Genomic DNA, 21,054 nt, shown 5'->3' on the forward strand with positions numbered 1-21,054 from the left:
ATTTTCTGACTTAAAATCACACAAACAAACATTACTTTTAATTACAGTCAAAACCACTACCCATAACACTGTTATGACCTAATATCCGGATTAAATCATGGTAAATCAGTGAATTGCTCTGATGCGTCTCAAATGTATAGTAGCACCCCCTAAAGTACCATAACCCTATCACCTGTAAACTAATTTGAGAAACCTAAGTTTACAATGGCATCAATGATCTTCTTCTATCGCTCTCAAACGCAATAATCATATTTATAAATGGTCGAATAAGCTGTTATTTCAACATGATACAAATCAACGTTTTTATCAGTCAAAAATACAACCATTATAAGAACGATTCTTATTTTCTATAAATAACCAAATACTCACCCTAGGACGCGCCAAAATGTTACAAACATGTGTAATTACTTGATAAGCGTACGCTGTTCATTGTTACGTAGTTATAGTAATTTATAGTCTTGATGTGAGCATGTATTCACACAAATTATAAGACTAATAATAAACCAATGACGCAGTTGGTAAGGGGTTAATTTGAAACTTGAAGAAAACCGTGCTCAACGAAGCTCCACACACAAGGACGACACTGCCAATATTGGTACTAGCTACTTTAAACAGGTATCAAACCACAATCTGCTCACCGCCGAAGAAGAAAAGCTCATAGCACGTAAGGCTCGTACGGGCGATGATGAAGCAAGACAGCGTTTGATTAACGCCAATTTACGCCTGGTCATCAAAACTGCAAAACGCTACGCCAATCGAGGACTCGACTTTTATGACCTCATTAACGAAGGCAACATTGGCCTCATTCAGGCTGTCGATAAATTTGACCCTGAACTTGGCTACCGCTTTTCAACCTACGCTGTTTGGTGGATCCAACAATCTATAGACCGCGCTATTATGAACCAAGGGCGCACTATCCGCGTTCCCGTTCATGTAACCAAACAAATTCGTGAATGCAGCAAGGCCGCCCATCAACTTCGAAGAGAAGGCAAACATGAGCCTACCTTTGCAGAAATCGCCGAGAAAACCGGCCGCTCTGCAGGCGAGGTAAGTAAATTACTTAAGCTGTCAGAACAATCTCTATCTCTCGACAATGGTTGGGATGATGATGGTGACAAAAAAGATCACTTGCAAACTATCGATGACGATGACGTTTTCGATCTACCAGAACGTGACATTGTCACACAGAACTTAAACAAAGAATTGGTTAGCCTAGTTGATGGTCTGCCAGATAAACATAAGACCATTCTATACCACCGTTTCGGACTTCTTGATGATGAGCCTAAAACACTAGAAGAAGTGGGCAGTATTGTTGGCGTGACACGCGAACGAGTGCGACAAATTCAGAAAGTGGCAATGGAAACGCTTCGAGAGAAGTTAAGAAAACAAGATTTAACGGCGGCGGAAATCGATTAGTTTCAACTATATGTCTATGTAATCACAACACGTTAGCCAGATTTTGACTATAGTCCCACTACATCTTGATGAGTGGGACTTTTTTATGCAGCACAGCTACAACGCGATTATTGCCGGAAGCTCAGGACTGGTTGGTAGTAAATTGCTTTCCTTACTTGAGGAAACGTCGCATATCGATACTGTGTACGCACTGTGCCGCTCCCCGCTTGAAAGAGCACATCATAAAACACACCAAATCATGGACGGCGCGCTTAGGATCACCGATTGGGATGATACCCATCCTACCCCAACCCTTGGTTTTATCTGTCTGGGCACCACATTAAAAAAAGCCGGCAGTAAAGCCGCATTGGAAAAGATCGACCTCGACTTGGTCTGCGACGTTGCGCAAACTATGAAGATGGTTGGCGTTAAACGTATCGCTATCGTGTCGAGTTTAGGCGCTTCACCTCGCTCCCTGTCTCACTACTTAAAATGCAAAGGCAAAGTGGAACAGCGCATCAATCAAATGGGCTTTGAGCATGTCGTCTTTGTCAGGCCAGGCCCACTGGCAGGGCGTGAAATCGACACTCGCAGCGACGAAGTATTGGTACAAAAACTCTTCACGGTGATCTCACCTATTATGATCGGCTCACTGCGCGCCTTCACCCCTATTCCTGCAGAGCTAGTTGCAAAAGCAATGTTATACAGCGTGTTACAGCCTAACAATGCCAAATCCGTCGCATACAACTCTGCTAACATGCGTGATTTACTGAGCGAATACGCCAACTGACTCGCAAAATATTTCTAACAATCCCGCTCTATATAACTTACATCTCTAAGTAATAACTTTTACTTATTGTCATCTGTGCACTGCAAGCGTTACTTTAGCCATCCACACTTCCATTTCCCACACCTTATGTGGGGACTTTGTCAGTTGAAAAAAAAAGGACTCTTTATATGTCAATTGCGGTTATCGCGTCGCTCGCGGTATTTTTAGGCATTCTCTATTTCTTATACGGACAGCAGCAAAAAAGCCACACACTCTCTCGCTTAGTTCTTTTCGGATTGGTTTTGGGTAGCGCATTTGGTCTTGGCCTACAGCTTCTGTTTGGTGAAGGTCATGCAGCTATTGGCGGTACTCTAGAGTGGGTCAATGTTGTCGGTCGCGGCTATGTTGGTCTTCTGAAGATGATCATCATGCCACTTGTACTAGTCTCTATGATTGCAGCAGTAGTGAAGCTTGAAAAAGGCGGCTCACTAGGCAAAATCAGTGGTCTGACAATCTCCATTCTTCTGGCGACAACCGCTATCTCTGCACTCATTGGTATTGTTGTCACCCAAGCCTTTGGTTTAAGTGCCGAAGGACTGACTGAAGGCGCGCGTGAAACGGCTCGTATCGCTGTTCTTGAAAACCGTGTTGGTAGCGTGAGTGATCTAACCATCCCACAAATGCTGGTTAGCTTCATTCCAACGAATCCTTTTGCTGATCTGACGGGTTCACGCTCAACGTCTATTATCGCCGTTGTTATCTTCGGTGTTCTCACCGGCATCGCAGCACGTAAAGTGATGGCCGAAAAAGAAGAGCTAGAATCACCAATTCGCACCTTTGTTGAAGCAACTCAGTCTATCGTTATGCGTCTGGTTAAGATGATCATGGCACTAACGCCATACGGCATCGCGGCTCTGATGGCAAAAGTAGTAGCAACATCAAGCGCTGGCGATATTCTTAACCTTCTAGGTTTCATCGTTGCATCTTACCTAGCTATCTTCTTAATGTTTGTTGTTCACGGCCTACTGGTTTCACTTGTTGGTGTGAGCCCGAAAGAGTACTTCCAAAAAATCTGGCCTGTACTGACTTTCGCATTCTCATCTCGAAGCTCAGCAGCAACGATTCCTCTAAACGTGGAAGCTCAAGTAACAAAACTGAACGTACCACCCGCGATTGCAAACCTATCGGCTTCATTTGGTGCGACAATCGGCCAAAATGGATGTGCAGGAATCTACCCTGCGATGCTAGCAGTGATGGTTGCGCCTTCGGTTGGTATCGATCCAATGGACTTTAACTTCATTCTTTCGTTGATTGCTATCATTACCATCAGCTCATTTGGTATTGCAGGCGTTGGCGGCGGAGCGACCTTTGCTGCGCTCATCGTACTACCTGCGATGGGGCTTCCAGTTACGATTGCTGCTCTATTGATTTCAATCGAGCCACTGATTGATATGGCACGTACGGCACTAAACGTATCAGGCGCCATGACAGCGGGTACCATTACCAGCCGTCTACTCAAGAAAAAACAACCCTCGCTCGAGGAAGCCAACGCATAGTCTCACGACTCCTTCCAAACGAAACAGCGCCTTATGGCGCTGTTTTTGTATGAATTCAATAAGTTAAAATTTATTTCCAGTTTTATCGAAATAAAGCTTGATCTCAGCTTAGTTATTTCTATAATTCGAAATATATCGAATTATTAGGAGAAACTAATATGAGCCCTGAATTCCTTTCAATGGCCAAAGAAACCGCCAACATGTTCGCCTTCTTAGCGACCGAGTTAATTATTCTATTTTTGGCTATCAGCTACATTGTTGGTGTTCTGCAAGAGTTCCTAACACCAGAAAAGATCCAATCTATTCTTAGCTCAAAGAATGGTAGAGGTTACTTTGTCGCTGCACTACTTGGTTCCATCACTCCATTTTGCTCGTGCTCTACGATTCCTTTCTTGAAAGGGTTGCTGCGCGCTCGCGCTGGATTTGGACCTATGATGGTGTTCTTGTTCGCCAGCCCACTGCTAAATCCAGTAATCATTGGCCTGTTTGTCGTAACATTCGGCATTAAAGTCGCCGTTTTTTACTTCGCGATAGCCATGTTTGTTTCGGTTACTGCTGGCTATGTACTAGAGAAGTTAGGTTTCGAGCGCTATGTAAAACCTGAGGCGTACGAAGCACAAACTGCAAGCTCATGTGGTACCTCTTGTGGTGACACTAAACCAGCTGCGACTCAAGAATCATCATGTGCAACGTCTATAAGCTGCGGCACTCCAAAGGTTGAGTCTTTGAAGCCAGCAGCAGCTAGCTGCGCGGCAGACAGCTCTTGCTCAACACCTGCACCGGCAACATCATGCTGTGCAGAAAAAGAGCCAGAACCAACTATTGCTAGCATTAATGCAGACGGCAGCGCGTGTTGCGACACTGCAGTAGCAACACCAAAAGAAGACAATCGTTGGCTTCGTATTTGGAAATCGACTTGGAAAGACTTTAAGCAAGTATTCCCATACCTAATGGTGGGCATTCTACTAGGGTCATTCATTTACGGCTTTATTCCAACAGACCTTATCGCACAATACGCTGGTGAAGGGGTTTGGTATGCGATTCCTATTGCGGCAGTCATTGGTATTCCACTGTACATTCGTGCTGAAGCAGTGATTCCTTTGAGTGCGGCACTAGTGCAGAAAGGTATGGCGCTAGGCTCAGTGATGGCTCTGATTATTGGTAGTGCGGGTGCAAGCCTGACTGAAGTTATCTTGCTTAAATCTATCTTCAAAAACCAGATGATTGCAGCATTCTTGGTGGTAATTTTAGGTATGGCGGTGAGTGCAGGTTACCTGTATAGCTTTATGTTTGGTTAATCGTACTAAAGATAAAAAAACTGCATGTAGCTGCAAAAGCTCTATTGCCAAAAAGACCTGTCTCGACAGGTCTTTTCGTTTACAAGCAATTACCGCATTAACCTTTGACAGCACCGGCAGTCAGTCCATCGATCAATCGACGTGACGCCATTATGAATAGGAACAGCAAAGGCAATACTGCTATCGTTGCACCAAGAGAAACCGCACCCCATGGGACTTGTCCAGCAGTACCCTGCAAAGCACGAAGTGCTAGAGGGATTGTGAACATCTTCATGTCGTTCATAACGACTAAAGGCCCCATAAAGTTGTTCCACGAGCCGATAAACGTTATCAAACCCAGAGTACCAAACGCCGGTTTAATTAATGGCACAATAACTCGATAGTAAATCTTAAACTCACCGCAACCATCCATTCGCGCTGCTTCAACTAACTCCTTTGGAATTGAGCTAGCAATAAACTGTCGCATCATGAAAATACCCATTGCACCGCACGCTGCAGGAACAATCAGTGCTTTCGGATCGTTCATCCAGCCGATAGTCGACATAATCATCGCTGTAGGAATCATTCCTAGAAATGGAGGCAACAACATAGTGGCCATAATGCCAATGAACATTAGATTCTTAAACCGGAACTCAAACATGGCAAACGCATAGCCCGCCAACGAGCAAAACAGCAAGTTGAGTACGGTAACAACAACCGCAATGTACAAGCTCAGCCCCAAGTTGTGCCAAAAGTACGGTAGAAAGTCGACAAGAACTCTTAAGTTGTCGAGCAGCTGCTCTCCAAACCAAATTGGTGGCGGTACTGACAAAATGCCACTGTTTGATTGAGAAGAGAAAATAAACATGAAGTAGAATGGCGCCAACATTATCAAGCCGCCAAGTGCAACAATAATGTAAGCAATCAGTTTATCCTTTGACATATTCTTCATTATTGATTGTCTCCACCTAACAATTTGTTATTCACCCAAGTAAGTCCTGCGATCAACATAAACAGAATCCACGATATCGCTGACGCCGTACCAAAATCACTCTCTACGAACGCGGTGATATACATGTGCATAGCCGCTGTCTTACCTGCTTGATCGATACCACCGGTACCTCCCGTAATAATGAACGGTTCTTCAAACAGTTGCAGGTTGCCGATGATAGTCAGCGTTACTGCAAAGAAAGCCATCGGCTTAAGCATCGGCAGCGTAATGTGCCAGAATTGCTGGTATCGACTTGCGCCGTCCACAGTAGCTGCTTCGTAGATGTCCTTTGGAATCGTTTGAAGCGCAGATAAGTAGAGCACTGTATTCCAACCAACAAAACGCCAGAACACCACAAATGAGATCATATCTTTGGTGTATTCAGGACGATTCCAATCGATGTTCTGTGTTGGGAACAACCAAGACAGGACTTTAGTATCACCGATGGTAAAGTTACCCAAAGAGGTAAGAACTTGGTTTACCATCCCAAAATCACGAGAAAACAGAGTGGTAAAAACTAGGGAAATCGCAACCGTTGATGTGATATAGGGAACAAAGTACACCCCTATCACTGTGTTACGCATTCGACTGAAGCTCGTGTGGATAAAGTAAGCTAAAGGAAGTGCGATTGCGTGCTGCGGAATTCCTGATTTCAACGCAATAATGAATGTGTTGTAGACCGATTTCTGGAACCAGTCATCTTCGATGGCAAACACATAGTTTTCCCAACCCACCCACTCCATTGAAGCGAGCCCCATTGCAGGCTCCCAGTAATGGAAAGAAAGGTACAATGAAAAAAGCAGTGGAAACAGTCCAAAAACTCCAAAGACAATAAAGAATGGGCTGACAAAAAGGTAAGGCGCAATTTTGTTGCCCTTTCGAAGCCAGAAGTTCCCATTTCGGGAGGTTCTAGCTTGGTTTGATTCAGCGATAGTACTCATTTTACTTATCCCAACTAACTATCGAGCCAGCGCCATATCGGTGCTGGCTCTCATTACTCTTAACGGCGACGCGCGCGACGCTGAATTTGCTTCTCGGCTGCGGCCAACACTTCGTCGATGTCAGCATCGTGCTCAAGGACTCTCTCTAGGGCATCATCGATAACCTGACGCGCAACTGGGTCATATCGGTCAACACCGACAGCCGGAATGAGTTCCGCCGATTCTCTCCAAACATGACGCGCCTGTTGATCACCTAGGTACGCAAGTTTTTCATCGAAGAATGGGTCTTGGTGAGTCGACGTTAGTGCGGGGAATGCGTTTATTTCTTTGAACCCAATTAACTGAGCCTCTGGTGAAGTCGCCATAAACTCGATAAAGCGCCATGCTTCCTCTTTGTGTTTAGCTTTTTTAGGAATGCTGTAGAAAGAACCACCCCAACTTGCTAAGGCGTGATTTGGAAGCGCTGATGTACGCCATAAGCCTGACGATTCGGGTGCAATGTAATCCTCTAGGTGACCGCCTAGCCAAGCCCCCATCATTTGCACGGTAATCGTTCCGCGGCGAAGGCTCTCTGACCATTCATTCGACCAAGCACTTAACTCAGCATCAACACCCGCGTCGCGTGCTTTTTTAGCTAAGCGAAATGCTTCTTTGAAGCGCTCTGAGTTAACCAGCACATTGTGGTCTGTATCAAAGTAGATCCCTTCTCCTGGTTTTAGATCAGAACGAATATAGATATCTTTAATGTCATTAGCATTGGATAATAGGTAGCTACCGGTTTTCTCTTTGATCTTCACACCCGACTCGATAAACGAGTCCCAACTTTTAAGTAGGTCTTCTTCTGACACACCGGCTTTATCTAGAATGTCTTGGCGGAAAAAGGTGGCACCCGGACCGATATCTGTAGGAACGCCAGCTAGCTCTCCCCTCGAATTTGTTACCTGTGCAACGGAATAAGGGATAAGGTTTTGAGTAAACGTGCCTGCTTTGTAGTTATCGCTGTTTAGATCTTCAAGACCACCGGACTCGATAAAACGTCCCACATACGCATTTTCGATACCCATTACATCTGGTAGGTTCGCCCCAGTAGCAAGTGCCGTTGTCATCAAGTTATGGTGATCATTGTAAGAAAGCACCACCAGCTTTACCTTGATGTCCGGGTTTGCTTTTTCAAACACAGGGATGGCAGCCTCTGCGACTTGGTTAAAGTTTGGGAAAGACGCGACAGTAATCTCTACTGGCTCAGCAAAGGCACTGGTAGAAAAGACGGCAGCAATAGAGAGTGATACCGCCTTTAAACTTATATTCTTCATGGGGGAATTCCTTTTTACTGTAGGGTGGTTTGTTCTTTGGAATCAAAGTAATGAACGTTGCGTTTATCGAAGTAGAGCGTCTGCTCACCATTAATTGGGGCTTCGGTATATTTTGTTTCCGCAATAAATCGTTTGTCGCCGAAACTACACCCGAGTTGAATCACGGAACCTAGCACCTCGTTTTCATTAACCTGGACTTTCATCTCAGCACAGTGGCTCTCGTCGATATCTGCTCGGTCTAGGCTAAAGTCTTGAGCTCTGATACCCACCGATTTAACTGAGCTAGATAGTTCTGAAATACAGCTCTTGATATCGCTAGAATCTACATCGAATAAGTTGATCTCTGGGCTGCCAATAAATCGAGCGACGAATTGGGTTTTCGGTGTCTTGAAGATCTCTTCCGGTGTACCTATCTGCTCAATGTGCCCGTTGTTCAATATCACAACGCGATCGGCAAGCGTCATCGCTTCGACTTGGTCATGAGTAACGTAGATAACGGTCGTTTTCACTTTTTCGTGCAAGGCACGTATTTCTTTGCGCATTTGGCCACGCAGCTTAGCGTCAAGGTTGGAGAGTGGCTCATCAAACAGGAAGACCTTCGGGGTGCGCACCATCGCTCGTCCCATCGCCACTCGCTGTCTTTGTCCACCAGAGAGCTCTTTTGGCTTGCGATCCAACAAAGGAGTGAGCTCTAACGCCTCGGCAACGTCTTGGATCATTTGCTGTCGCTCTTCTTTTGGTACCTTCATGTTCTCTAAACTAAATCCGATGTTTTCACCCACCGTCATATGGGGGTACAACGCATAGCTCTGAAACACCATTGCAATATTGCGCTCAATGGGGTGTAGTTCATTGACCAACAGATCATCAATGAAGACATCTCCATCCGTTATCTCTTCTAACCCCGCTAGCATTCTCAAAATGGTCGATTTGCCACATCCTGATGGACCCAACAGCACTAAGAACTCACCGTGTTTAATATCAAGATCGATATTTTTAACGACTTGAGTTTCACCATAGTCCTTTACTAAATTTCTAAAAGTTACCGATGCCATCATGCCACCTAAATTAATTTGTTCATTTCACTATTCTTTACACATCAACAGAACATCTTACTTACCATAGACATGGCCTTAGAAATAGATTGTTTTGTTTCTTGCTATTCTGACAAGCTAGCCAATGGAAATATTGACACCTCGTTCATCGAATATATGGAGACGAGAGTTATCGATATATATTTCCACACTTTCTCCCACAGTAATATCTGCACTGGAATCTAGCTCTATTGTGATATCACTTCCATTTAGGCGGCCATAGACTAGTTTGGTGGTACCAAGTAATTCGCTAGCTTCAACATCAATTTGAACTGGTATTGAAATGCTGGTCTTTTTAAGGCTAATGTCACTTGGTCTAATACCAAGCTTACCTTTCCCAGAGGTATTACCGACATCATTATTTCTAACATCGAATACTTGTTTATTCAGTAGAATTCGGACTTCATCGTCATAACATTCAAGGTCCACAGGAACCATGTTCATGGTTGGACTACCAATAAAGCCCGCCACAAACTCATTCACCGGGTGGTGATAGATCTCTTTTGGCGTACCCACTTGCTCAATTAAACCATCACGTAAAATGACTACTTTGTCAGCGAGAGTCATCGCTTCAATTTGATCATGAGTCACATACACCGTGGTTTTTTTGTGCTTTCTGTGTAACTGCTTTATCTCAGAACGCATGACGTTTCTTAGCTTTGCATCGAGGTTCGACAGGGGTTCATCGAACAGAAAAACCTCCGGCGTTCTTACCATCGCTCTACCCATAGCGACACGTTGACGCTGTCCACCGGACAGGGCACGAGGTTTTCTTTTGAGTAAAGGGGTAAGTTGTAGCATGTCGGCTACGGCTCTCACCTGCTTATTGATTGCCTCTTTACTTTGGCCTTCCATCTTCAAGGAGAAACCAATATTGTCGAAAACCGTCATGTGCGGATACAAAGCATAGCTCTGAAACACCATGGCGATATTTCGCTCCTTTGGTGATAAATCATTTACCACCGAGTCACCGATGAGTATTTCCCCGGCGGAGATCTCCTCTAGCCCGGATAACATGCGTAGAGTCGTTGATTTTCCGCATCCCGAGGGGCCTAGAAAAACAACGAACTCTCCATCCTCAATGTACAAATTGAATTTCTTTACAATGTGAGCATTTCCCGAGTAAATCTTATCTATATTTTTAAATTGAATCGTTGCCATGGCCTACCCTGATATGTCAATCAAACACGCTTTGTTATCTTATATGTTTAATTTATACCCGCCTAAAAACAATTATGTTTTTTACTTCTATTGTTAACGTATTTAACGAGTAAGGATTTGATCACGACTAATACATCAGAGACATTATTGACTATAAAATTGGCGTGATAGGTGACACACTTACAAAATAAAGAAATGCCAAAGTTAAATATGATAACCGCAGAGTAATTACTCTTAAGTTCACTATGAAGATTTTATTTATTGTGATTAATCTTTTAGGTAATGTAACAATTCTTGATCTGATTCACATAAATATCTGACAAGAATTTTCTAACCAAGTGACATTTATTTGGTTAAAGAGTACAGGTACAAGTAGTCGCATGCAAGATTGGTAGGCGTGACGAAGCATACCTCGCTATATACTCTCTTCAACTAAATCTGGTATTTAGCAGTCGAATATACAAGTTCGAAGTATTACTAAGGAAATATCATTACTAATAAGGGCTTACACCGAATTGACCGGTCAAGCCCTCATATTATTCACTGATTAAAACAAGTCCTTCAGCTGTTGATATAGCGCTTGATAGACCAAACGTTTCTTTTTGTATTGTTCTACCGCTACTGAGTTTGGCTCATGTCTTTCAACGAGCTTTGGCGTCGGACAAATGTCATGCAGTGTTGCCCCTTCTAACGTGCCCAGAATCGCCAGTCTAGCCGCTCCTAGGGCTGGGCCTACATCACCACCTTCACGATAAACTAAAGGCATATTTACGATATTAGCAAGCATTTGACGCCAATACTGACTGCGGGCTCCACCACCAATCAATGATACTTCTTCCGGTATATTCTTAGTCACATGCAACGCATCAAAGCCATCAGCGAAAGCAAAGCCTACCCCTTCCATTACGGCTTGCGCGAGCTCCAAACGGGTCGTTGTATGCGTCATTCCGAAGAATACACCTTTCGCATCTGGGTTGTTGTGCGGCGTTCTCTCGCCAGAAAGGTAAGGTAAAAATACGACTTCAGATTCCTTGTCCGCTGACTGCTCAACTTGCTCAATCATGTCACCGACATTGTCGAAGTTCGTGAGTTGGGCAACCCACTTCAGACACTTTACTTTTACAGTTAGTGACCAAACAAACGATTTTCTCAACATCGAAAACTAGACCTATAGCTTGACATTAATCGTTGGTCACAGGGTGGTTACCGGTAACATCTGGAGCTACTATATTGATAATTTGCTCGGAGTAATGAGATTCGAATTTGATAAGCAAAAAAAGAAAAGGCCAAACAAAAAAACGGTATGTGCAGCATACATTGTCGTTTTTCGGCTCACTTTAAGTGTTCAAATAAATTTCTATTCGTAGAAAGAGAGGCGCTGTCGATATGGAAGGGATACAGGTGTCTAGTAGTAATAGCGAGTTGTGGGGGCGAGGTAGTAATGCAACGCTCACTTCTTTTCACTAGCTCTAATGCTCCTCTTATCGGCTAATCTCTGAATTAACAGTTACGCCAAATTAAAGTTTAATGAAAGTAAATTACGGACATTGATCACACTTTTGTTTAATAGTATAGTTGACCCACCAACTTTGGTAACAAAATTACAAGGAATGTTAATATGTTGTCAGTGATTAAAAATTTATTTGTACCAACTAAAGACTATGCGGGTCGTAACATTGATTCAGTCATTGAAAGACTAGCAGCACAAACTCATACCGATATCCATGCTTGGTCATACCTTAATGAATCGGCCGTGTATGAAAATACAAGAACGGGTATGCGCGTTTATCGTCACGAGGTATCGAAACGTGCCGCGTAATAGCAAAGCAGTGACTCCATGTCATCTAGCTTTTATGGCAACATATATAACTAAGCCCGCTCAAAATGGAGCGGGCTTTTTTTAGAATTCAAGTTAACTTAAGCGCGGTTTAAACTGAGACGAACCCAATGAGTGACACTGTCACTCAGGCTATTATTCAGTGTATGACCCATACGTATTGAAGAAACCGTAATGACTCGGTGTCGACTGTAAAGGAAATGCGCTTTCGCCACTTGGTGAACTAACCTTAGCCCTGACCAAGCAAGATTTGCTTCGAAATCGCCACTTCATCGATCAAAGTGTATTCTCGGCGAATGCCCCAAGGCCCGAATTCCGCATGGGAAATCCCCATAATATAGACGAGTTGTTGGGTTGGTTTACCCAGCAATCCATATCCACTGTGAGTCCCATGTAGCGACCAACGTATTGCTGCTCTTGGCGACATCATGGCATCGTCATTGCCCATCACATGCTCAATTTTAAACTCTGCATCCGGCAGACTCGATCTCAAGCTCATCCAGAATTGGTCGATTTCACCATAAGAAAGCGCCGTTTGATTGCTCGCATATTCACCTATACAAGCACGATCATAGACATCTGGAATAACGGAGAACTCTGCGTGCATGATTCGATTCAACGTATCTTGATACGCGTCGCCCCATTCACTCTCGTTTCCACTACCTTGATACGGCCCCTCAATATCGAGCGATGGCGTAAAGGGTTTCACACATTTCTCTAAACCACCCTCACGTTCAATGAGTTCTCGCGCATATTCCAACGGAGTTTTGCCAAGCTGTAATGCAATTGCACCTTGATCTCTTACTAACCACTCATCATTAATTTGGTCATTAATTGCATGGCAATCCGCCAAGATTCGATACTTAATTTGCTTACCTGTCGGCTCCCCGTAAGCTCCAAAATGACTATGTGTTGCAGTACATAGCAAGCGATGCGACGACAACATGCCTTGCTCTGGTGTACCCGTCCAAATGACGTCTTCACCGAAAAGCTGACGATCTGGTAGCTCTGTCAGCGTTGACATGGTTGCCGCTATCACTCCCTCATTACCCTGAACCACAGAAGCCGGTGAACGAACGATAATGTCTGGTGCATAGTAATGTTTTAATGTGTGGATTCCACGATCTTCCCATATCTCTTTCGTCACACCGATAATGTAATCAGGAAAATCTTGCCACTTCGGATTAAAGCCTTTCATCTAAATATACTTCCATCGTAGTTTAAAGGTAGTGTTCACTTTCGGCGCCCTAGCCTTTCACTGCGCCTTGAGTTAAGCCAGACACTATCTGTTTCTGGAACACGATAACGAGTAAGAAAAGCGGCGCTGTGATTGATACTGCTGCGGCAACGGCTTCCACTTGATCCGTCATTGTCGTTTCGCGATTAAAGTACTGGCTGATAGCGGGTACCATGGTCTGCGACTGAGCGTCCAGCAATAGAGAGGTGACCAGGAAATCGTTGTAGCCCAACAAGAATGAAAATAATCCCGCGGTGATAATACCCGGCCAAGCAACCGGTAAAACCGCACGTCGAAACGCCTCAAAGCGAGTACAACCATCCACCATTGCAGCTTCATCTAAATCTTGCGGAATATTCTGGAAAAACGAACGCAACATCCAAATGGTAAAAGGTTGATTAATAGCAACGAGAACAATGATGATTGCCATTGGTTTGCCATAGAGAGTTGGCGCAGTATCACTGAACAACCCAAACAACCACCCTGTCCAAGCACTTTCCCACAGTGGCGCTAAGATCTCGCTGGAATTTATAAACGCGGGCAAATACCCTGCAACCAGAACGGAATGTGGCAGCGCACGTAAGATAAGCGCAATAATCAGCAGCCAAAATGCCAGATTAGAGTTAGTTCGAGACAATGCATAACCCGCTAAGGTACCAATCGATAACGAGATACATACGACCCCGGCGGTCACAATCATTGAGTTGGTAAACTGATTATAAAAACCATTGTCTATCCATACAGATTGATAATGTTGCCAAGTAAAACCGATTATTGGTTCCACAAGGCCGCCAACGAACGGTATAGACCCTAGCGCAAAAGTTGCCACGAAGTTCACTGTGGGTATGACCACTAACGCACCGCCAGCAAGCGCTAATAAATAGATCCCTAAAGCATATGAGCAACTAACCCACTTAGGGCGAGGAGTGTCACTCAGGCTCGATAAGTAGGTCACTAGTTTAGCGCCATATTTTCCCGGCGCTTTAAAGACAATGTAAGCAAAACTTGCCCAGAGCATCACCTGAAATGTTGATAGGCCACCAGCGCTTTGCAGGGTTTCAAAACCCATTAATACCTGCAATGGATTGTTCGCAAACGAATCCATTGGCAGTTTGAAAGACATTACCGCGATCCAGACCAGCGGAAATGAGGCCACTACCACCCATACTGCCAACAACGCATTGGTGGTTAACTTGAGGCTAGCTGGCTGACGAAACGCTCGTGGTACTTCTGAAATAACCATAAATTTAATCCTCTGATTTGTAGATTAGCTGCGTTTGTGATCACGCCAAGTACGTTGCAGGACGGGGATCAGCAGCACCACAATTCCAATTAAGGTCAACATCGATGAGGCCGAAGCACGTGATATTGAACGGTTGCCTGTATTGTCTGGAGTAAGCAAATCAAACGTGAGCCATTGCAATGAAATTACATGAGCTTCACTACTAAACCCTATGACTTCTTCAAACACTCGATAAGCATCCATGAGATGAACCATAGAGACAAAGATAATCAAAGGCATCAAATGCGGAATAATCACTGAGCGCGTGCGCTCCCAGCGTGACGCGCCATCGACGATAGCGGCATCTAACGTATCCTGATTAACAGACTGCAAGCCTGCATAGAAAATGATGAAAGCGAAGGGAGCGACATGCCAAACCCGATAAAACATCATCAATATTTCGATGGTCCATGATTGAGCAAACATTGAAAATTCATAACCCAGCATGTGATTTAGGCCAGCACTCAAAATGCCATCACTGACAAAGAGCCAACGGATGGATAGCGCTCCGATGACAGGTGTTATGATAAATGGCAACAAAGAGACAAAGATGATAGGGCCGCGTAACGACTTAACTGTGTTTTGAACAGCGATGGCCAATGCGAGTCCTAAACCAAGCACCAGCGGCAAAGTAATAAGGGTAAAGGTCAAGGTAAAGCGTAGTGCTTTGTAGAAATCAATAGAGAATATACTCGCTAAAGTCCCCCCCTCTTCAGTCAACGCTGCGATAACTCGCTCGGGCTGTAGCATCTCTCGATAGCTATTAAGACCCACGAATTCGGTAACTTGAATCGGTTTGCCCTCACCATCAAACGTTGGGCGGCTGGTCACTTCTGTAGTACAGATTTGTTCCAGAAAACCAGGCGAGCACTTCTCTATTTTCACTTCTTCAAAAACAGGTTTGGTCACGTGAAGACTTTGCCAAAATACGCTTATTAATGGTGCTGCAATAAAAAACACCATCATAAAAATGGAGGGGGCAATAAATGCCAAAAAGGTACTGCGTCGCATTGCTTTCTCCTGAAATATACGTCGTCCTTGAATCGCCTAGCGTCTGGTAAGGCTAGTGTGCGTTTGTGTAACGACGCACGTTAAATTGACGCGGATAGATAGAGGCGATGATGGCGTTACCCCTCCTAATTGAGGGGTAACGTTATAAAGGCTTTAAAGTAGCCCTGACTCTTTAGCCGTTGCTAGGTATTTAGACTCAATCTCTTCTAGGGTCGCATCAAGAGAAGTGCTACCAGTTAGGTAACTTGACACTGTGTTGCCTAGCGCTGCTTGCATCATCCCCATTTGCACAGAAGCCGGATACGCTGGCGTCCCTTTTTGTGCATTGGCGATAGAGCCCGTGGAGTACTTGCTAGGCTCGTATCCTTTAATAAGCCACGTTGCAACCGTGCTGTTTGCATTAGCCATCTCAGGAGTCAGTGCGGACACGGCTGTACGGAATGCCGCTTCTGCTTCTTCATCAGTAATGTTCGCAGCGATAGTCATACCGTCCCACCACAAAGTCGCCGCAGGCTTTCCACCGGGAAGTGCTGAGGGAGCCGCAGCCAACGCGATTTTGCCCGAGACTAAAGACTCGGACTCGTCATCAACGGCGCCGGCACGTGATGCCCATAGGTTGGCAATAGCGGCCTTATTTTGCTGCAGTTTTTTCTGGACTTGAGTAGAGTCAGCGATGAGGTACTCCGGATCCATATATTCCGTGTACGCTTTCATCGTCATCAGTGTTCGCTTACCGGCTTCACTGTTTACCATGGGCTGATTCGATTCATTAAAGAACTGACCGCCATAACTGATGTACAAGTTGGTAAACTCCATACCCAGATCCCAACCTGTTTTATAGGTTCCCGCCAGCGGATACTGCATCACGCCCGCTTCACGTATTGCCTTCGCCGCCTCTAACACCTCATCATAAGTGGTTGGGGTTGCGATGTTTAACTGATCCAAGATATCTTCGCGATAGATCAGGTGCTGAGTGTTAATCATCATCGCAATTGCCATGATTTTCCCATCAACCTTGATCAGCTGATTAGGAGATAAACTCTCACCGTATTTGGCAACCAAGTCATCTAAAGGTCGAACTGTTTTCTCATTCAATAAAGGCTGAAGCGTTTCATTGGAAACACCCGCGATATGATAAAGCGAAGGCTGAGTCGCAAACGCCGCTGGCTGTTTGATCTTAAATTCGTTATCTAACTCTGTAGAGACTCTTCCACACTTTTGCATCTCTCCCGCAATAACCTTCCATGCTTGGAAGCTTGCAGAGAGTGACTTGATCTCCGTTTCATTGGTAAACCCACAATCAGCATTCGCAGAAGCAGCGAACAAAGTAGAAGTGATGGCGACGGCAGTTAATATACGTTTATACATTATTAATCCTTTATATTTCTGTACATTGCATCAATCTAGATAAGTAAAAACTCGGCGTATTGGCGCTAGTATGCTCATAGACAAACTAAGAACCACATAAACAAGCCGATACTTATATAGATTGAAATTAAATACGCTGACCTGTTTTTTTATCAAACAAGTGACAATGAGAGACATCCAGTTCAAAACTCACGGGTTGGTCAATATCAATTCTGAAGTGTTTATCAGCTTTTGCCGCAAACAGAGCATTGCCTGTTTTAACCGTCACCATAGTGGCATCGCCCAACAACTCCATGCTGTAAACGGGCGCACTGATAGCAACTTGAGGCTCAAATTCTTGGCGCTTTCGGGCTGCTGACCCCAGTTCGCTGTAACTTTTGTATAGAGGTACGCTGCTTAACGCTTGATGCTCGGTTACTTGTGCATCTTCTGCGCGATAACCCAATATCACCTCGCCTGTCACCTCAGCGCTTAGTCCGCTAATGCGAATATTCTCGGCCTCAAAAACACCGTCATTGATGGTGCCCTCAACTAAGTTCATCGCTGGAGAGCCAATAAAACTCGCTACAAACACGTTTGCTGGATTGTTGTAGATCTCTGTTGGTGTCCCCACTTGTTGGATTTCTCCGCCGTTCATCACAACCACGCGATCAGCCAAAGTCATCGCCTCGATTTGATCGTGGGTAACATAGATGGTTGTCACTTTCAGCTCATGCTGTAGGTGCTTAAGTTGAGCTCGCGTTGATACCCTTAACTTGGCATCAAGGTTGGATAATGGCTCATCCATCAAAAAAACCGTGGGCTCACGAACCACAGCACGAGCAAGTGCCACACGCTGACGTTGCCCACCGGACAATTCACGAGGATAGCGATCCAGTAAGTCACCCAGTTCTACCATTTCCGCTGCGCGTTTGACTCTTTCATCATGAGTCGTTGGGTCGACTTTGCGAACCTTGAGTGGGAAGCGAATGTTTTCGTAGATGGTTAGGTTGGGATACAGGCCGTAGCTCTGAAACACCATAGCTACGTCTCGGTCTTTGGGGTCAAGCTCGTTAACGACGCGATCGCCAATCTGTATTTCACCACTAGAGGGATCTTCCAAGCCCGCAATCATCCGCATTGTGGTCGTCTTCCCGCAACCAGATGGCCCGAGAAAGACCACAAATTCTTGATCTTTGATGTCTAGGTTAACGTCATTTACGCCGTAGACCTTTCCCCATTTTTTAGTCAGGGATTTGAGTTGAATTCTAGCCACACTTCCTCCGAAGTAACATTTACGCAACAAGTTAACTAAAAGTTTTCACACAATGGATACGAATGCAAATTTTTAAATGGCCGTATTGTTAATAATGAGACTTTGAGCAAATAACACCCAAAAGATAGTAAATTTAAATAATCGCAGAATAACAGCACATAAAACCACACATGACCAAAAACCCAGCAACAAAGGAAAGTCATGTCAATAAAAAGCAGTTAAACACAAGACTAAATCTACAAGAAATCCTTCAAGATCGATGAAACAGGTTGTTTACAAAAACTCATTAACTGAGTAAATATTACGCAACTAGAAAATGGATAGGTATGCATGAAATCCATTAGTATTCATAAACACACCCAGATATGTATATCCTCTCGGAGAACTCTATGTCGCCTTCAACATCAGTTAAAAGTGCAAAAAAGCTTGTCGAACAACTTTGGAAACACCTCGCCGAACCTCAATCTACTTACCAACTACCAGACGAAGCCGTTTTCTCAAACAGCATGGCGTTTTTTGGGCCACAGCCTATTGGTGAGCTCTCTGGCATCGGTTCGCTCTTTGATAATGTTTACCGGCCACTAGCAAAAACATTTCCCGTCGTGCATCGCAGGGAATACCTTTTTCTAGGCGGCGAGTTTGAAGGTGGAACCTGGGTCGTCTCTGCGGGGGAATTTGTCGGTGAAATGCGAGCTCCCTACCTAGGTATTCCAAAGGCTGATCAGCCAGTAAAAATGCGATTTGGAGAGTTCTATAGAATCGAAAATGAACAGATTGTCGAGATCCGCTGTTTATTCGACATTTTGGGGTTAGCGGCTCAAGCGGGTTATCCCCTTCTCCCCCCCTTCGAAGGTCGCCGCGATGTTGCTCCCGGCCCGGCTCTTGATAATGGTCTGTGTTACAACGACCAAGACCCTGATGAATCACGCAAAACCCTTGAGCTTGTCGAAGACATGCTCGGTGGCTGTAACCGCCTAAAAGGCAGCAAACTCGCGAGCATGGGAATGGCCGATTTTTGGCATGAAGATATGGTATGGCATGGTCCTTGGGGCGTTGGGTCTTGCTACGGATTTATAGAATTCCAAGAGTTTGCTCAGGGGCCATCTGTGGCAAGTTTTCCCGGCCGTACTGGCGGATATCATCAAGCACGGATTGCGGATGGATTGACTTCAGCTTTTACTGGTTGGCCAAGTTTGAAAGGTCACTTTACCGGTAAACCCTTTAGAGGCTTTCAACCGACAAATAGCGCGATAGGTATGAACATTATGGACTTTTACGTCCGCCGCGATGACAAGCTTCACGAGAACTGGGTGCTCATAGACCTTATTGAGTTTGGGCAGCAATGTGGTGTCGACCTACTTGATAGACTTCCGACCTCGACTAACACGGCATTAGAACATGCGTAATTTGTATAGCTTTCGTTAAAAACTCTGTTACACAATCGCTTATTCAAAGGTTGGAAACCGAGGTTAATCTTATAAATTCGTCAGAATAGAACTTTCTTTTTTGACCACTCCCTACAATCCTTATTTCGGAGAAAACAATGACAATGTATTCATCAAATAAAGCTCTAATCAACACACTCAACGATGCGCTTTATAGCGGCCAACCACAACGATTTTCTAGTCTACTCGATGATACCTTGTCACCCGATGCGGGCGTGCATATGTGCTTCCCTTTTGAAACCTTGCAAGGACCTCAAGAATATTACACTAAGGCTTTCGAGCCGCTTTTCAACGCTATCCCAGATCTAGAGAAACGCACCTATATCCTAATGGCCAATGGGGACGAATGGGTTGGTGCGGGTGGTTACTACACAGGAACATTTGAGAAGCCTTGGCTTGATATTCCTCCGACGGGTAAACAAGTCTCTATGCGTTTTCATGAATTCTACCGAGTAAAAGACGGAAAAGTGGTGGAGATCCAAGCACTATGGGATATTCCGGAGCTAATGATCCAAGCTCAGTCATGGCCTCTATCACCTAGCCTTGGGCGTGAATGGCACGTACCCGCGCCAGCAACTCAAGACGGATTAATGTTTGGCGACACTAACCAAAGTCTCACCCAAGAAACCTTCCATGTTGTGAACAATATGCTTCATGGCCTGCTGAAACATGCAGAAGGTGGAGCCAAAGCCATGGGGCTTGAGTCATATTGGCACCCACATTGCAACTGGTATGGCCCATCTACAATTGGAACAGCCCGCGGCATTCAAGGCTTCAGAAAACATCATCAGATCCCATTTCTTAATGCTATGCCAGACAGAACCACGATATGGGAAAACGGTGTTCTCTTCGCTGAGAACAATTACGTTGCGTTTACCGCTTGGCCCGGAATGAGTATGACACTGTCCGGTGACGGCTGGCTTGGCATCGCACCGAGTGACAAAGAAATCACGATGCGCAGTTTAGACTTTTGGCGTTGTGAGGGACCACTCATCCGAGAGAACTGGGTCTTGGTAGATATCTTAGATGTCTATCATCAGTTGGGCGTTGATGTGTTTGCGCGAATGCGTGAACTCAATCAATCTCGCTTTGGCCACTATTCACAATAATCTTTGTCTAAGT

At 44.7% G+C, this 21,054-nt stretch carries 18 protein-coding genes; 7 read left to right on the forward strand and 11 right to left on the reverse strand.

Annotated features, from left to right (window positions below; all coding sequences use genetic code 11):
• Window positions 1-531: 531 nt before the first annotated feature.
• The 4 genes from ACVA6Q_RS17200 to ACVA6Q_RS17215 all read left to right on the forward strand — a co-directional run bounded on the left by ACVA6Q_RS17200 (window position 532) and on the right by ACVA6Q_RS17215 (window position 5,018).
• Window positions 532-1,416, forward strand: a complete 885-nt coding sequence (locus ACVA6Q_RS17200) for a sigma-70 family RNA polymerase sigma factor (RefSeq protein WP_446648294.1) — start codon at window positions 532-534, stop codon at window positions 1,414-1,416.
• Between the two features lie 85 nt (window positions 1,417-1,501).
• Window positions 1,502-2,185 (forward strand): NAD(P)H-binding protein, encoded by a 684-nt coding sequence (locus tag ACVA6Q_RS17205; protein WP_446648295.1) that lies wholly within the window; start codon window positions 1,502-1,504, stop codon window positions 2,183-2,185.
• A gap of 167 nt (window positions 2,186-2,352) precedes the next feature.
• Window positions 2,353-3,720, forward strand: a complete 1,368-nt coding sequence (locus tag ACVA6Q_RS17210; protein WP_446648296.1) for an L-cystine transporter — start codon at window positions 2,353-2,355, stop codon at window positions 3,718-3,720.
• Between the two features lie 158 nt (window positions 3,721-3,878).
• Complete coding sequence (locus tag ACVA6Q_RS17215) at window positions 3,879-5,018, forward strand: permease (protein WP_446648297.1); 1,140 nt, start codon at window positions 3,879-3,881, stop codon at window positions 5,016-5,018.
• A gap of 97 nt (window positions 5,019-5,115) precedes the next feature.
• On the opposite strand, the gene ACVA6Q_RS17220 is transcribed toward ACVA6Q_RS17215, so the two are convergent.
• From ACVA6Q_RS17220 to ACVA6Q_RS17245, 6 genes are all read right to left on the reverse strand, one after another.
• Window positions 5,116-5,949: a carbohydrate ABC transporter permease gene (locus ACVA6Q_RS17220; RefSeq protein ID WP_446648298.1), complete on the reverse strand. Its 834-nt coding sequence runs from the start codon at window positions 5,947-5,949 to the stop codon at window positions 5,116-5,118.
• The gene (locus ACVA6Q_RS17225) at window positions 5,949-6,929 is read right to left on the reverse strand and encodes a carbohydrate ABC transporter permease (RefSeq protein ID WP_446648299.1); all 981 of its coding nucleotides are present in this window, start codon (window positions 6,927-6,929) and stop codon (window positions 5,949-5,951) included. The genes ACVA6Q_RS17220 and ACVA6Q_RS17225 overlap by 1 nt, the downstream gene beginning before the upstream one ends.
• A 59-nt stretch (window positions 6,930-6,988) precedes the next feature.
• Window positions 6,989-8,242 carry an ABC transporter substrate-binding protein gene (locus ACVA6Q_RS17230; RefSeq protein WP_446648300.1) on the reverse strand — a complete coding sequence of 418 codons (1,254 nt, stop codon included), beginning with the start codon at window positions 8,240-8,242 and terminating at the stop codon, window positions 6,989-6,991.
• Window positions 8,243-8,256: 14 nt separating this feature from the next.
• A complete protein-coding gene (locus ACVA6Q_RS17235) occupies window positions 8,257-9,297 on the reverse strand; it encodes an ABC transporter ATP-binding protein (protein WP_446648301.1) in 1,041 nt (346 codons plus the stop codon).
• 117 nt (window positions 9,298-9,414) lie between these two features.
• Entirely contained in the window at window positions 9,415-10,497 is a 1,083-nt protein-coding gene (locus ACVA6Q_RS17240; protein WP_446648302.1) for an ABC transporter ATP-binding protein, read from the reverse strand.
• Window positions 10,498-11,044: 547 nt separating this feature from the next.
• Window positions 11,045-11,653, reverse strand: coding sequence for an FGGY-family carbohydrate kinase (locus tag ACVA6Q_RS17245; RefSeq protein WP_446648303.1), 609 nt, complete (start codon window positions 11,651-11,653; stop codon window positions 11,045-11,047).
• A 462-nt stretch (window positions 11,654-12,115) separates the two neighbouring features.
• Here ACVA6Q_RS17245 and ACVA6Q_RS17250 point away from each other — a divergent pair, with 462 nt between their 5' ends.
• A complete protein-coding gene (locus tag ACVA6Q_RS17250; RefSeq protein WP_446648304.1) occupies window positions 12,116-12,316 on the forward strand; it encodes a hypothetical protein in 201 nt (66 codons plus the stop codon).
• A gap of 247 nt (window positions 12,317-12,563) precedes the next feature.
• Here ACVA6Q_RS17250 and ACVA6Q_RS17255 read toward each other — a convergent pair whose 3' ends face one another.
• The 5 genes from ACVA6Q_RS17255 to ACVA6Q_RS17275 all read right to left on the reverse strand — a co-directional run bounded on the left by ACVA6Q_RS17255 (window position 12,564) and on the right by ACVA6Q_RS17275 (window position 18,487).
• Entirely contained in the window at window positions 12,564-13,532 is a 969-nt protein-coding gene (locus ACVA6Q_RS17255) for an ester cyclase (protein WP_446648305.1), read from the reverse strand.
• A gap of 49 nt (window positions 13,533-13,581) precedes the next feature.
• On the reverse strand, window positions 13,582-14,814 hold the full coding sequence (locus ACVA6Q_RS17260; protein ID WP_446648306.1) for a carbohydrate ABC transporter permease: 1,233 nt from the start codon (window positions 14,812-14,814) through the stop codon (window positions 13,582-13,584).
• Window positions 14,815-14,838: 24 nt separating this feature from the next.
• The gene (locus ACVA6Q_RS17265; protein ID WP_446648307.1) at window positions 14,839-15,864 is read right to left on the reverse strand and encodes a carbohydrate ABC transporter permease; all 1,026 of its coding nucleotides are present in this window, start codon (window positions 15,862-15,864) and stop codon (window positions 14,839-14,841) included.
• Between the two features lie 153 nt (window positions 15,865-16,017).
• Complete coding sequence (locus ACVA6Q_RS17270) at window positions 16,018-17,232, reverse strand: ABC transporter substrate-binding protein (RefSeq protein WP_446648308.1); 1,215 nt, start codon at window positions 17,230-17,232, stop codon at window positions 16,018-16,020.
• Between the two features lie 127 nt (window positions 17,233-17,359).
• Window positions 17,360-18,487, reverse strand: a complete 1,128-nt coding sequence (locus ACVA6Q_RS17275) for an ABC transporter ATP-binding protein (protein ID WP_446648309.1) — start codon at window positions 18,485-18,487, stop codon at window positions 17,360-17,362.
• 389 nt (window positions 18,488-18,876) lie between these two features.
• Between ACVA6Q_RS17275 and ACVA6Q_RS17280 the strand changes: the two genes are divergently transcribed.
• Complete coding sequence (locus ACVA6Q_RS17280; protein ID WP_446648310.1) at window positions 18,877-19,893, forward strand: ester cyclase; 1,017 nt, start codon at window positions 18,877-18,879, stop codon at window positions 19,891-19,893.
• A 137-nt stretch (window positions 19,894-20,030) separates the two neighbouring features.
• Window positions 20,031-21,041, forward strand: coding sequence for an ester cyclase (locus ACVA6Q_RS17285; protein ID WP_446648311.1), 1,011 nt, complete (start codon window positions 20,031-20,033; stop codon window positions 21,039-21,041).
• Window positions 21,042-21,054: the final 13 nt, after the last annotated feature.

It is taken from the genome of Vibrio sp. DNB22_10_4, assembly GCF_052879755.1.